We start from the raw sequence: 13,744 nt of genomic DNA, 5'->3' as shown, positions 1-13,744 counted from the left end.
GTTAACCTACACTTTCCGTTGCTTTATCTAAATCAACTGCAATCATTTTTGACACCCCAGCCTCTTGCATGGTCACGCCATACAAAAGGTTGGCTTTCATCATTGTGCCTTTGCGATGCGTAATAACAATAAATTGCGTCCCACCAGCAAAGTCTAATAAATACTTAGCAAAACGGCTGACATTGGCTTCATCCAAAGCTGCTTCCGCCTCATCAAACACGACAAAAGGCACTGGTCGTACTTGCAAAATAGCAAATAATAGCGTCATTACGGTCAAGGCTTTCTCGCCACCTGACAGTAAGCTCATTTGTTGGAACTTTTTCCCTGGCGGTTGGGCAATAATATCAATACCTGTCGTTAAGAGATGCTTGGGGTCCGTGAGCCGAATCTCCGCCTGCCCACCGCCAAACATTTGCGCAAAGACTTCTGAAAAACGTGTAGCAACTGCATCAAAGGTTGTTTTAAAGCGTACTTGCACTTCTTCATCCATTTCATCAATGGTTTGTAACAACGTTTCTCTTGCTTGATTTAAATCATCTCGTTGTTGCGTCAAAAAGTCAAATCGTGTTTTTACGGCTTCATATTCTTCTATGGCACCGAGATTAACCGGCCCAATTTCATCCAGACTGCGTTGTACAAGACTGAGCTGTGCCACAATATCTGGCAATTCAGCAACATCATGTGCTGCAATGCAATCTGAGACGTCCACCGTGCCATATTGCGTCAATAATTCTGATTGAATATGGTCTAGTTGCGTTTCAAGGCGGGCGACTTGTGCCGCTAACTGGGTCTGACTGCTGGTTTGTAGGCGTAATTCTGCTTGTTGGGCAGCAAGTTGTGTCTCCAAGGTCGCTACGTCATCAGTGAGTTCGGCAATGCGTTGAGTCGTTTCGGCTAAATTATCTTGCGCGGTCGACAGACGCGCTGTGACAGTTGCGACTTCCGCTGCATTATCATGATTGTTCTTGGCTACCTTTAATTGGGTTTGCAAATCGGCAATCGTCTCTGACAAAGCTGCTTGTTGCTGTGTCAAGTCATCATGTTGTGCCTGAAGCATTGCCACTTGACTTGTCACACTGTCGAGTTGTGCTTGTACTGCTGCAAAATCCGTCTGAACGCCGACCTTTTCTTCATTTGAGGCTTGCGATTGTTGCGACACATTGTTCAGCTCAGCATTCAAGCGTGTCGTCTCAGCTTCTTGTGTGGCTTGATCAGCTGTCGCTTGGGTTACAGCTGCTTGATTTTGTTCTGATTGCTGCTGACTCTCTGCGAGTTGTGTTTCAAGTTCTTGTAATTCAAATTGCAAGGCTTGCACCGTGCGCGTTTGCTGTTGAACCGCATCTTGCTTGCGAGATAATTCGTAGTCTACTTGGGCCGTTTCTTGTTTTGCCGCTGCTAAATCCGCCTCAGCGGTTTGCAAAGCAACACGTAATTTTTCACCCGCTACACGTTGCGCTTGCAACGCACTTTCAAGTGTTTGGGCCTGTGTTGCTAGTGTTGATACACGCGCTGACATTTGTTTCAAATCAGCTTGTCGACTTAAAATAGTGGCCCCACTTTTTTGATTGGCACCACCAGTCAACGACCCACCCGCATTGACGACTTGCCCATCCAAGCTAACAACGCGAAAACGATATTGGCCGGCACGGGCAATCTGTGTGGCATCATCCAATGTTGCAGCGACAACAGTACTGCCTAGCAAATTGGATTGGATATTTGCCATGTTTTCAGGCATTGTAACCAAATCTGCGGCAACGCCAATAAAGCCTGACATGTTTTTGACACTGTCCACACCAGACAAGTAACGGGGTTTAATCGTATCAATGGGTAAAATGGTGACGCGACCGGCACGCTTTTGCGTGAGGTAACGAATGACTTGCTTGGCTGTCGCCGTTTGATCCACAACCACTTGTTGCAACGCACCACCAAGTACCGTTTCAATGGCTTTGGTATACTCACTTGGCACCGAAAGTAGTTCAGCAACAACCCCTTTGATCCCGACAAATTGTTGCCGCACATTAGGTTGCATCAACGCGCGCACCCCTTGAAAGAAGCCGGCATATTCGTCAAGCGCATGCAGGGCATCGCGTTGACTTTTTGCCTTGTTCAATTCATTTAACGCCGCATACCAACGTTTCTCATCTTGTTGATATTGTTGGTTGGCGGTATCAAATTGCTTTTTCAAACGCCCGACTTCAGCCGTTAAGCTTGTGATCACATCTGATTGCGTGGTTTCTGGCACATTAACGGCAGCAGCCAGTTCATCGCGGGTCGCTACTTCTTCTGAAAGACGCGCCGTCAACGTTTGGATCCGACTTGTCAATGCTTGCTGCGTCTTCTCATCCGTTTGGATGGCATTATGTAAGGCCGCCAACGTTTGCATGGTTTGGATATAAGCATGACGATTCGTCTCAAGTTGCGCTTGAATGTCGGCCTGCCGGCTCATTTGTCCAGCGGTATCAAATGTTGCCAGTTTGTTTTTAAGTGTTTGCCGTTGCTGCGTGAGGGCGGCTTGCTTTGCCACAACAGTGGCCAGTTGGGCGGCTAATTTGGTCACACGTTGCGCCACATCTTGCGCTCGGCTCTCATGTTCTGCGAGCTTGCCTTGGAGGGTCGCCATTTGCTGTGAACTCAGGTTTTGTGCGCCAATCAGACGCTCACGTGCCTGTGTTGCTTTTAAAATCGTGTCTTGCAAATCATCTCGGGTGGTTTGTTCACTGGTACGTGCTTGGCGCTTTTGAGCCAAATCTTGATTCAAAGCATCCAGTGCGGCTTTGGTCTGGTTCACTTGGGTATCTTGTTGTGTAACCGCCGCCGTTGCCGTCGCCTTTTGGCTAGTCAAGGTCTGTTGGGTTAATGCCAAACGCAACTTGTCCAACGTATCAAATCGTGACTTTTGGGCGATATAATCGGTGGCCTGCGCCGATTGTTCGGCTAAGGGAGTTATACGCCCTTCAATTTCATGAATAATATCTGCCACACGTGCCAAATTATCACTTGTTTGCTGCAAATCCTTCTGTGCGCGCTGCTTATTTTGCTTATATTTATAAACACCGGCAACTTCTTCAATAATGCTGCGTCGATCTTCTGGCTTCGCATTAAAAATGCTTTCCACACGGCCTTGCGATATAATCGAAAAACTTTCACGTCCTAGGCCTGTATCCATAAACAATTCATGAATATCGCGCAACCGGCTATCAACACCATTTATTTGGTAGGCACTTTCGCCTGAGCGATAAAGCCGGCGGGTAATACGAATTTCGTTAAATTCAGATTTCACATAATGATCTGAGTTGTCAAAAGTCATCGAGACTTCGGCGCGATTCAATGCGGCCCGTTTATTGGTGCCACCAAAGATAATATCCGCCATTTTTGTGCCACGTAAGTCTTTCGCGCTCTGCTCACCCATCACCCAGCGAATGGCTTCGATAATGTTCGATTTTCCTGACCCGTTTGGGCCGACAATGCCAGTCATGCCTGGCATAAATTCGATAACCGTTTTATCGGCAAAAGACTTAAAGCCACTGATTTCAAGTGATTTAAGTTTCATAAGTTTATTTTTCTTCCAATAATTTTAGCGCAGCTCGGGCAGCTGCTTTTTCAGCATCTTTAATTGATTTACCCGTGCCGCGTGCCAATTCCTGATCGTCAACTGACACGCTAGCTTCAAACAATTGCGTTTTATTCGCCAATTGTTGTTCCCGCTCCGTGCGATAGTCAATATCGACAGCACCATTGACTTGTAACTTTTCTTGCAACCGGCTTTTAAAATCAATGAACCGATCAAAAAAGTCCGTTTCGATTGCCGCAAACAAAGTTTGCGCTAAGAAACCATGGACTGCCGAGGCACCTTGGTCTAAATAAAGTGCGCCAATAAAAGCTTCCCAAATATCTTCGAGCAAAGAATCCCGATTGCGCGCACCAGACATTTCTTCCCCTTTACCAAGTCGCACCGCTTCATCAAGGTGCACCAAACGGGAAAAATGTGCAAAGGACCGTGTTTGCACCATGGCAATACGCATTTCCGTTAATTGGCCTTCGTGCCACTTAGGATAACGCTTAAATAAATATTCTGCCACTGAAACTTGCATCACCGAATCGCCTAAAAATTCCAAACGTTGATAATCACGGCCAGGTTCATTCGGATGCTCGTTTAGGTAATTGCGCTGTGTGAGCGCTTCAAGCAAGAGGCTCTCATCATCAAACACAATGTTAAATTTGGTGCGTAAGTATTGTTTAAAACTGTCTTGTGACACGGTTTTTTCCTTTTATATCCTAGTTTATTACTTTATTATAACAAAAAAAGCTTGTCATTTTTGACAAACTTCAGACGACTTAGCCTTCGCCATTGGCGCGTTCACGCACAACAGCAGCAATCGCTTCGACATATTTTTCAACAAGGTCAACCGTTGGTGCTTCAGCCATCACGCGCAACAAGGACTCTGTCCCTGAAGCACGCACCAAGACACGCCCGTCACCAGCCATTTGCGATTCCACTTCGGCAATCTTAGCCAAGACAGCGGGGTCTTGCTGAATCCCAACTTTATCCGCAACGGGAATATTGACCAACTTTTGCGGATAAATTTGTACTTCAGCTGCCAATTCTGACAACTGCTTGCCCGTTTCTTTCATCACATAAAGCAATTGCAAGGCCGTCAACAAGCCATCACCCGTTGTCGCCCAATCGCTAAAGATGATATGTCCGGATTGTTCACCACCTAAGTTATACCCCGACTTCAGCATTTCAGCCATCACATAACGATCACCAACCGCCGTTTTGACACTGGTCATGTCATGTTCAGCTAATGCTTTGTAGAAGCCAATGTTACTCATCACGGTGGATACCACAGTATGGTGCTTCAAGCGCCCTTGGGCATCCATGAATTTACCAGTGATGTACATGATTTTGTCACCATCAACAATGGCCCCATTTTCATCAACGGCAATCAAGCGATCACCATCACCATCAAAGGCCAAGCCGGCTTGCACGTCATTTTCAGTTACAAATTGCGCCAACGCTTCTGGATGCGTTGACCCCACGCCATCATTAATGTTAAGGCCATTTGGCTCTGTTCCCATCATCACAAAATCAGCATTCAAATCGGCAAACAAATGCGCCAACAAGCCACTGGTTGCCCCGTTGGCCCCATCAAGGGCGATCCGCATCCCCGAAAGATCGGTAGGAATCGTTTTCTGCAAGAAGCTCATGTATTTCAAAGCCCCTTCAGGATAGTTATTCACAACCCCTAAGCCTTCAGCACTTGGTCGTGGCAAATCATCCACTGGACTATCAAGCAACTGTTCAATTTCAAATTCCAATTCGTCCGATAGCTTGAAGCCATCGTTTCCAAAGAATTTGATCCCATTATCCGCAGCCGGATTATGAGAAGCAGTAATCTGCACCCCAGCATCGGCTTCCAAATTTTGCACCAAAAATGCCACGGCTGGTGTCGTAATGACCCCAAGGCGCAAAACATCAATCCCCACTGACAAGAATCCAGCGATGATGGCTTGTTGCAACATTTCTCCGGAAATACGCGTATCGCGACCGACAATCACGACTGGCTTTTTATCATCCTGGGCATGCCGTGTTAAGATCGCGCCACCAGTTCGACCTAAACGAAAAGCCAATTCTGGTGTCAACGTCTCGTTAGCGATGCCGCGCACGCCATCGGTTCCAAAATACTTTAATTTAATTTCTGACATTATTTTGTCCTGTTCTCTTTAATTATCTCAATGACCCGAAGACGACGCGCTTGACGCACCAGATGAACTACTGCTTTGCGCACCCCCATCCGTCGTCTGAGTCACTTGCGCCGTCACGTTTTTAACGTCATAGCTCACAATACCTGTAATCGTCGGTAGTGTCACATTAACGTTACCATTACCTTGGCGTTGGTTAATATCGACCGGCACACTAATATCACTCATAGCATTAAGTATATCAGAAGCACCATAGGCCGTCACACTTTTCGGTTCAAAGCTGACCTGATACTGATTATTCCCTGCGTTTTTAATCTCTGGCGTTAAGGTTAATTTTTTGCTATCGGCTGGTGTAATCGTCATTGTCACATTCACCGTCCGTTGGTCAAAGTTAACCTCAACGACATTGCCGCTCTTATCATACGCCACCAAACGGACGGCTTGCGTAATCGTGTCTTTAATCCCCTGTTGCAACACAACTTGGGCTGCAACTGTATCCACAGCCTCAACGTTTGTCTTTGGCCCACTAATAATGACGCGTTTTGGATCACTCACAAGTTCGCTCACTGTATAACCACGGGCAATTTTACTTTGATCATACGTCACACGTACTGGCATGGTTGTCGTGGTCTTTTTGGCAATCGTGACAGTTATTTTTTGTGGAGTGACCGTTGAAGTTAAGGACGCGTTAACGCCACGTAACGCCACCGTCACCGTATGTTGACCAGGCTTTAAACCGCGCAAGTCAGCGCTGGCTTGGATATCGTTGCGGCTTTGTGCCGCTGATATCAAGGCGCCAGACCCTTCAATATCAACCGACACCATTGTTGGCGCGCCAACTGCAACATAGTTATCACTATCAAATTGCAAGTTTAACGGCACTTTCAATGTCGCCTTTTTTTCAGGGATCAACGTTGAAAAATTATCTGAGCCATTAGAGGTCAAGCTGGCTGTTTTGGTACTCAAAACGTAGGCCGACAATAAAATCGCAATGACTAAGGAAATCACGAGATTCACAATTTTTGATTGGCCAATTTTTTTCATGTTGTTGTCCCCCCCTTCTTTTGCCACCAATGTTTTTTACTGAGAGGTAGCTCATCGGTTGCCAAGAATTGATGCTTAAAGAAGTTTAAATAACTTTCTTGATCCATATGACGCAACAAGTCGCCATTTTGGGTGATCGAAATTTCCCCAGTTTCCTCTGATACAACCACCGTGATCGCATCACTGGCTTCAGAAATACCCACAGCTGCCCGATGTCTGGTCCCTAATTCTTTAGGAATACGGACACTTTCTGACAAGGGTAAATAGGCCGCAGCAACGGCTATGCGCCCCTTACTGATAATCACTGCACCATCATGTAGGGGCGTATTTGGGATAAACGTGTTGATGAGCAGTTGCCCGGTAATATAGGCGTCTAACTTAATCCCAGTTTTAATATATTCTTCTAATTGAGCCTCACGTTGTATCGTGATTAATGCCCCAATCCGTCGCTTTGACATATATTGCAAAGCATCATCTAAACTCTTAATGAGTTGATTTTCTTCAGCGTTGTCAATGCGCGCTCGACGGACCGTTAACCCCCGACAAAGGGTTTCCAGTCCGCGACGAATCTCTTGTTGAAAGACCACCACCAAGGCAATCGGTGCCCACGTGATCAATTGATCCATCACCCAAGACAGGGTCGTTAATCCCAGGTACCAACTGACGACTTTGACCAGAATAATTGCCCCGACCCCAAATAAAATTTGCAGCGCACGGGTACCTTCAAAAAATTGGATAATCTTGTAAAGCAAGAACCAAATAATTAAAATATCCATTGCGTGCATCAGGTTTGAGATTGTTAAATACGATAACATAACTTGTCCTTTATAAAATTTTCACACATGACGTCACAAGCACGCCGTCCTATGCTTCATTCTTGCCAGCCAGAGCTGCTGTTTCAGCATAATTGATGAACTGCCGGATGTTAATGCCTGCTTGTCGGGTAATGCGTCCCTGCTCATACAGATTTTGAATTGTTTCGCGTTGCGCGTTCAAAGCAATTAATTCAAGTTCCATGCGCTGCTTGTCATCCAGTTCCCGTTGCTCTGGTGTATCCGGATGTTTTTCATGTTCAATCTGATAACGATAAGCCACGATCAAGTCAAATGCATTTTGTCTTTCAATCCGGTGCGAGACCGTATCGCCACTGTATTTTTCCATATGGTCTGACAAGGCCTTAATTGCCGCTTTTGCCGTTTCGCGTACGGCAAGCGACGATTCCGCCTTAAACTTTTTACTTGTCTCATCGGATAGCCAAATACGCACACTCCGCACTGCTCGACGCGTTAAAATGCGCACCCAGTGTGCTGAACGATCGTATCGTTTGTCCGCGCCGATGAGCTTTTCCAGACGCTCTAAACGCCGTGACTGAATTGAAAATGTCAATGGTGAAATTTCTTCCGCCACCAGTAATTGTTGCAAACGATCACGTTGTGCATCCAAGCCAATGCGCCGCAATTCCGAATCATCAAATTGTGACAATTCATGATCATCCCCAATGAGTTGTCGGCGAATTTGCGTGATTGTTGCTTGCTTGCGTGCAATTAATTCATAAATAATAGCGCGATTGGTATCATTTTGCTGTTCTCGCAAGGTCTGAATGCCCACCTGGATGGCGAAAATACGTGCCCGAGCTTCAGAAAGTTCCGCCTTCTTTTCTCCGGTTGTCGCCGGTAATTCAGCATCTGAAATTTCTGGCTGGGTGAAGTCGTGCGAGGTGCGTACTTTGGTGACAAAGGGCAACATCACAGTTGCCACTAACAAACTCACAATTACCACAACAGCAGCGATAAAGATAAATAAATCCCGCTGCGGAAACGGCGAACCATCTTTAATTACCAACGGCACCGTCATCACCGCCGCCATCGTCACGGCCCCACGGACACCCGTTAAGCCTGATGTAATGGCCATCATGACTGTTGGTTTATTTTCCCGATTCTTGAGGTACAAAACCACTTGGTTGCCATACGCCCAAAGTGTACGAATAGCAAAGACAATAAACCAGACGACAAAGCCATAAAATATGGCTTCATCCGTCCGAATTTGGGCGTTTTTGAAGACAGCACCCACGATTGGCGGTAACCCAATGCCCAGTAAGACAAAAATAATGCCGTTGAGCAAATAGACAAAGATCTCCCACGTCCGCACGGCGGTGACCGAAATTTCTGGGTTCCGGGCATCAATATGCTGATCACTTAAAATTTTGGTCAACACACCACCAGCAACCACCGCGATCACGCCAGAGGCATGGAAAACTGCTTCAGCAGTCCAATAAATTAAAAACGGAGACAACAGCGTCATAACCGTGTGAAAGACCACATCGTTAAGACCAACACGGTCAAACGTATCACGTAACCAACTAATGACACTGCCCAAGACCAACCCAACGAGCAGTCCCATGAGCGTCATCCAAAAAAAGTTGGTAATCGCTTGCCCAATCAAGAACGTCCCCATGACAGTCGCTTTAATGGCTGTATTGAAACTCACCAACCCACTGGCGTCATTAATTAGACTTTCTCCAGCAACAATGTGTAAGACATTATCAGGTAACTTAACCCGCTTCGCAATCGCTTGCACCGCTACGGGATCCGTTGGCGAAACCACTGCGGCCAATGCTAAAGCAACTGAATTGGGCAGTTGCGGCATGAGCAAGTGAATGAAATAGCCCCCAACTAATGTGGTTAGTAAAACAAGTAGGATGGCATTTCCTAAAATTGGCCCCCGCAACTCCCAAAGTTCTCGTTTTGGAAAGCGCCACGCATCGTTATAAAGCAACGGCGCCACAAATAACAGCATGAACCAATGGGTGTCAATATCGACATGCACACCCAATACCAGTGATAAACCTAACCCAATCCCAATTTGAAATAGGCTAATTGGCACTTCCGGCACAAAGTGAGAAATAATATTTGAAATGGTCACCGAAACAATCAGAATGACAACAAGTTCAAGGATCACCATAGGCTTATCTCTCCCCGATGATACGTACTTCAGTTTCTAAGGCCACGCCATATTTTTCTTCGACGGTTGCTTGGACAAAGTGAATTAGATCCTCATAATCATTCCCCGTCCCATTCGCCACGTTTACCATGAAGCCAGCGTGTTTCTTAGATACTTCAACGCCGCCGACGCGCTTGCCTTGTAAGCCAGCATCCATAATGAGCTTGCCAGCAAAATAACCCGTCGGCCGTTTAAAGACTGACCCGTTTGACGGATAGTTGAGGGGCTGTTTGTTGGCGCGTCGGAAATTATTGTCATCCATGCGCGCCTGAATGGCTGCCGGCGCATCTGGTTGCAAAGTGAATGTTGCTTCAATAATAACACCCCCATTGGCCTGAAAGACAGATTGGCGGTACCCAAAATTAAGTGCGTCTGCCGCAAAGGTCTGGATCGACCCATCTGGCATGAGGGCGGTGACCGACGTTGCCACCATATCGGTCTGCCCGCCATAAGCGCCAGCATTCATGAAGACTGCCCCGCCGACTGATCCAGGTATCCCAGCACCCCATTCCATGCCTGCCAGACCATGTTCCAATGCCACCTCTGTGACCAAAATCAAGTCGGCCCCAGCTTCAGCTGTGATGGTGTTCCCCTGAACCTGAATGTCACGTAGTTCATGCAGTAAAATCACGACCCCACGTAACCCCCCATTGCGCACAACCAAATTAGATAAGCGACCAAAGATATGAATTGGTTGGTTGGTTGCCTTCGCCCAAGTTAATAACGCCTGTAATTCAGCACGCGTTTTGGGGATGGCTAAGTAATCCACGACCCCGCCCACTTGCGTGTGGGCGTAAGGGGCAAGTGGTTGATTTTTTAATATTGTGATATTATCTATTGTCATTTTCTATATCTCAACTCCGAGTCTTTAATTCTATTCTACCAAACTTTGCGCCACACCACTAAACTTGCGCAAAAAAAGCTTGACCTCTCACCTTTTTTGGGGTGGGTCAAGCTTTTTTATCAATCAAACCAGAGTGCAATTTCGCGTTCTGCAGCCGACTGACTGTCAGAACCATGGACAAGATTCATGATGGCGGCGGTATCCCAAGCACGCGCTAGATCACCGCGAATCGTGCCAGGTAGCGCGTTGGTCGGATCGGTGGCTCCCATCAAGTGCCGCCAACCGGTAATGATTTCATTTCCTTCGCCAACCATCGCCACGACCGGCCCAGAAGTCATATAAGCCGCCAATGCAGGATAAAAGGATTTATCAACGTGTTCGGCATAGTGTTGCGCCAGCAACGCTGGCGTGGGCGTCATGAGCTTCATGGCAACAATATGATATCCCTTGGCTTCAATCCGGCGAATAATTTCACCGACTTTGCCACGTTGCACACCGTCTGGTTTAATCATCATAAAAGTACGTTCTGTCATGCTTGTTTCCTCCCAGTTTTTCATATCACCTGCATTGTACACGCATCAAAAATGACAAACAAGACGTTTAGTGGGCTGATTTTTTAACAGCCTCTGGGCGATAAGTCATGGCCATGCCTTTTAAAATATTTCTGAGATAGCGATCGCCAGCTGGCTTGTAGTTCCGATGATCTGGCCGTCGTAATACCGCGCTCAACTCGTTATTTGAAATTGTGACACCGGCCGTTTTCAAAAAGCTGATGTAATCTTCACTTGTGTAAGACATCGCAATCTTAAGCTTTTTCATGACAACGTTATTGATGTCTTCTTCTTTTGCCATATCAAAGGTTGGTGGTATCGGCTTGAGGTCAGCGCCAAATTTTTGACCGCGTTGAGAAATAATTAAGCCATTCATGAAGGCTTCCAACGTTTGCATCGATACCTTGGCATCACGGGCCACATCAGGTGCTTGTTTCGTTAACACCTCACTGAGTTGCGCTTCTGTCATGGTGATGCCACCGAGTTCGAAAACTTTTAGCATATCTTCTTTTTTGATATTCAGGGCGTAACGTAAACGAATGATAATATCGTTATTATTCATGGTTGTCTCCTATGGTGTGTCGCGCAGACATGCGCTTAGTATGGATGGGTATCGTAAGTCTCCCATTTTTCATGCGAATCTTGAATGCGCTTGAACATTTTTTCCATCTCAGTCAAGGTAAATTGGGTCAATACAGGCCGACCGTGCGGGCAGTTATATGGATTTTCTGCCTGCGCCAGCGTCTCAAGTAATGTGCGTGCTTGCTGATCTGAGAGATGCATGTTGGCACGAATTGCCCGCTTACAACTCATCATGATCGCGGTGCGCTCGCGAAATTCTGCGACAGTCAAATGGCCATCTCGTAATAACCAATCAACCATTTCACTAATTGTTGCGGCCTCTTGCCCCTTTTCAAACCAAGTCGGGTGTTCACGGACAATAATTGTATTGGGTCCAAAGGCTTCTAAATGTAAGCCGATAGCTGCCAAATCCGCTGCGTGGTCGGCAATTTTTAGCATGTCTGACGTGGCAAAATTTAGCGTGAGTGGGACCAATAAGCGTTGCTGATCGGCCGAAACATCACCAATCACCTGGCGATAATATTCATAATTCACCCGCTCTTGGGCGGCGTGCTGGTCAATCAAGAAAAGGCCATCTTCACTTTGGGCAAATAAAAATGTGCCGTGCATTTGACCAATATAAGCCAATGTTGGAAATCCTGTCGGCCGCGCTGGCGTCACATCTAAGCTTTCTTGTTGCGGTTTGGCCATCGGCGATTCATATTTAATGTTTGGCTCAGCCACCTGTTCGCTGACGGGTAATTCATCAAATACCGGTACGAGGCCCTCGTTGGCATACTTAGTCGCAAATGCGTCGACCTGCTCGCTGTTGAGTTGTGCACGATTGGTAATGATCATGACATCTGTTGCCGTGTCGGCCGAAACATTGGGTTGGGGCGTCGTTGTTTCTGGGATCCCCACCACTTGTTCAATCGCTGTGACCCAAGGCGCCTTTTGCGTTGGGCTTTTGGTCTGGGTGATTGGTGGCTGAGCGGCTGTTATAGCTTGTGATCCGTAAAGATTTTCTAGTGCATCTGGAATCAGATTTTCTGCCGCCAGTCGTGTTTTGATCGTGGTGACCAACAAATCGGCTAATGCCTCTTCCTGCGATAAGCGAATTTCAGACTTTTGCGGGTGAACATTGACATCAATCAATAAGGGATCCGTGTTAATATTTAAGACCCCCATGGGAAAGCGGCCCACCATTAATTTTGACCCGTACCCACGAATAATCGCGTTAGACACCGCAAAGTTTTTAATGAAGCGCCCATTAATGAGAACTGTTAAATATTCACGTGACCCCCGGGTTAATTCTGGCAAGGAAACAAAGCCAGTGACATTAAAAGTCTCATCTTCTCCGGCAATTGCCAGCATTTTTTGGGCAGCATCACGCCCATAAATCGCGGCGATGACCTGTTGTTGATTCCCATTCCCAGTTGTTTTGAGTAAGGTGCGATTATCAGCAGTGACCGTAAAAGCGATGTTCGTATACGCCAAGGCTAGCCGGTTCATAATATCTGTGACGCGCGACAGTTCTGTTTGCGGGCGCTTGAGATACTTGAGGCGTGCTGGTGTATTATAAAACAAATCCCGCACTGATATCACCGTTCCCCGTCGGCCATTTGCTGGCGTCGCGCTGACTTGCTTGCCACCTTTAATATGATACATCACCCCGATGGGCGCCTCATCTGTGGTCGTGTTCAACGTCACATCCGCTATGGCTGCAATGGAAGGCAACGCTTCACCACGAAAACCTAATGACACAATGTTGAACAAATCATGCCGGTCAGTAATTTTACTCGTGGCATGACGGGTAAATGCTAATGGCACATCTTCAGGGTCAATCCCGGCCCCGTTATCAACGACCCGAATGAGGGATTGCCCCGCATTTTCAACGACAACATCAATCTGCGTCGCCCCCGCATCAATGGCATTTTCAACCAGCTCTTTAACAACACTGGCAGGTCGTTCGATCACTTCACCCGCAGCGATTTGGTTGGCTAATAAATTTGAGAGTTCGTGTATTTTTCCCATTTTACCA

10 protein-coding genes are annotated in these 13,744 nt (G+C 46.7%); all 10 read right to left on the bottom strand.

The window, feature by feature from the left end:
- Position 1: 1 nt before the first annotated feature.
- Positions 2–3,550: a chromosome segregation protein SMC gene (gene smc / locus HF966_RS03110; protein ID WP_168676205.1), complete on the bottom strand. Its 3,549-nt coding sequence runs from the start codon at positions 3,548–3,550 to the stop codon at positions 2–4.
- A 4-nt stretch (positions 3,551–3,554) separates the two neighbouring features.
- Positions 3,555–4,256, bottom strand: coding sequence for a ribonuclease III (rnc, locus tag HF966_RS03105; protein ID WP_168676204.1), 702 nt, complete (start codon positions 4,254–4,256; stop codon positions 3,555–3,557).
- Between the two features lie 79 nt (positions 4,257–4,335).
- Positions 4,336–5,706 carry a phosphoglucosamine mutase gene (glmM, locus tag HF966_RS03100; RefSeq protein WP_168676203.1) on the bottom strand — a complete coding sequence of 457 codons (1,371 nt, stop codon included), beginning with the start codon at positions 5,704–5,706 and terminating at the stop codon, positions 4,336–4,338.
- A gap of 27 nt (positions 5,707–5,733) precedes the next feature.
- Positions 5,734–6,747: a CdaR family protein gene (locus HF966_RS03095; protein ID WP_168676202.1), complete on the bottom strand. Its 1,014-nt coding sequence runs from the start codon at positions 6,745–6,747 to the stop codon at positions 5,734–5,736.
- Positions 6,744–7,562: a diadenylate cyclase CdaA gene (gene cdaA, locus HF966_RS03090; RefSeq protein WP_168676201.1), complete on the bottom strand. Its 819-nt coding sequence runs from the start codon at positions 7,560–7,562 to the stop codon at positions 6,744–6,746. Before cdaA ends, HF966_RS03095 begins: the two co-directional genes overlap by 4 nt.
- A gap of 49 nt (positions 7,563–7,611) precedes the next feature.
- Entirely contained in the window at positions 7,612–9,708 is a 2,097-nt protein-coding gene (locus HF966_RS03085; protein WP_168676200.1) for a cation:proton antiporter, read from the bottom strand.
- Between the two features lie 4 nt (positions 9,709–9,712).
- Positions 9,713–10,591, bottom strand: coding sequence for a UDP-N-acetylmuramate dehydrogenase (murB, locus tag HF966_RS03080; RefSeq protein WP_168676198.1), 879 nt, complete (start codon positions 10,589–10,591; stop codon positions 9,713–9,715).
- 119 nt (positions 10,592–10,710) lie between these two features.
- Positions 10,711–11,124, bottom strand: coding sequence for a nucleoside-diphosphate kinase (ndk, locus tag HF966_RS03075; protein ID WP_168676196.1), 414 nt, complete (start codon positions 11,122–11,124; stop codon positions 10,711–10,713).
- Positions 11,125–11,191: 67 nt separating this feature from the next.
- Positions 11,192–11,704 carry a YehS family protein gene (locus HF966_RS03070; protein ID WP_168676194.1) on the bottom strand — a complete coding sequence of 171 codons (513 nt, stop codon included), beginning with the start codon at positions 11,702–11,704 and terminating at the stop codon, positions 11,192–11,194.
- A gap of 35 nt (positions 11,705–11,739) precedes the next feature.
- On the bottom strand, positions 11,740–13,737 hold the full coding sequence (mutL, locus tag HF966_RS03065; protein ID WP_168676192.1) for a DNA mismatch repair endonuclease MutL: 1,998 nt from the start codon (positions 13,735–13,737) through the stop codon (positions 11,740–11,742).
- Between the last annotated feature and the right edge of the window lie 7 nt (positions 13,738–13,744).

This window comes from Leuconostoc holzapfelii (assembly GCF_012396485.1).
GTDB lineage: Bacteria > Bacillota > Bacilli > Lactobacillales > Lactobacillaceae > Leuconostoc > Leuconostoc holzapfelii.
This window is presented reverse-complemented; position numbering and strand designations above follow the sequence as displayed.

Bases quoted from the DNA above. Each gene is read 5' to 3' on its own strand.
- ndk (WP_168676196.1), bottom strand. From the start codon at position 11,124: ATGACAGAACGTACTTTTATGATGATTAAACCAGACGGTGTGCAACGT.
- HF966_RS03095 (WP_168676202.1), bottom strand. From the start codon at position 6,747: ATGAAAAAAATTGGCCAATCAAAAATTGTGAATCTCGTGATTTCCTTA.
- HF966_RS03070 (WP_168676194.1), bottom strand. From the start codon at position 11,704: ATGAATAATAACGATATTATCATTCGTTTACGTTACGCCCTGAATATC.
- murB (WP_168676198.1), bottom strand. From the start codon at position 10,591: ATGACAATAGATAATATCACAATATTAAAAAATCAACCACTTGCCCCT.
- HF966_RS03085 (WP_168676200.1), bottom strand. From the start codon at position 9,708: ATGGTGATCCTTGAACTTGTTGTCATTCTGATTGTTTCGGTGACCATT.
- mutL (WP_168676192.1), bottom strand. From the start codon at position 13,737: ATGGGAAAAATACACGAACTCTCAAATTTATTAGCCAACCAAATCGCT.
- glmM (WP_168676203.1), bottom strand. From the start codon at position 5,706: ATGTCAGAAATTAAATTAAAGTATTTTGGAACCGATGGCGTGCGCGGC.
- smc (WP_168676205.1), bottom strand. From the start codon at position 3,550: ATGAAACTTAAATCACTTGAAATCAGTGGCTTTAAGTCTTTTGCCGAT.
- cdaA (WP_168676201.1), bottom strand. From the start codon at position 7,562: ATGTTATCGTATTTAACAATCTCAAACCTGATGCACGCAATGGATATT.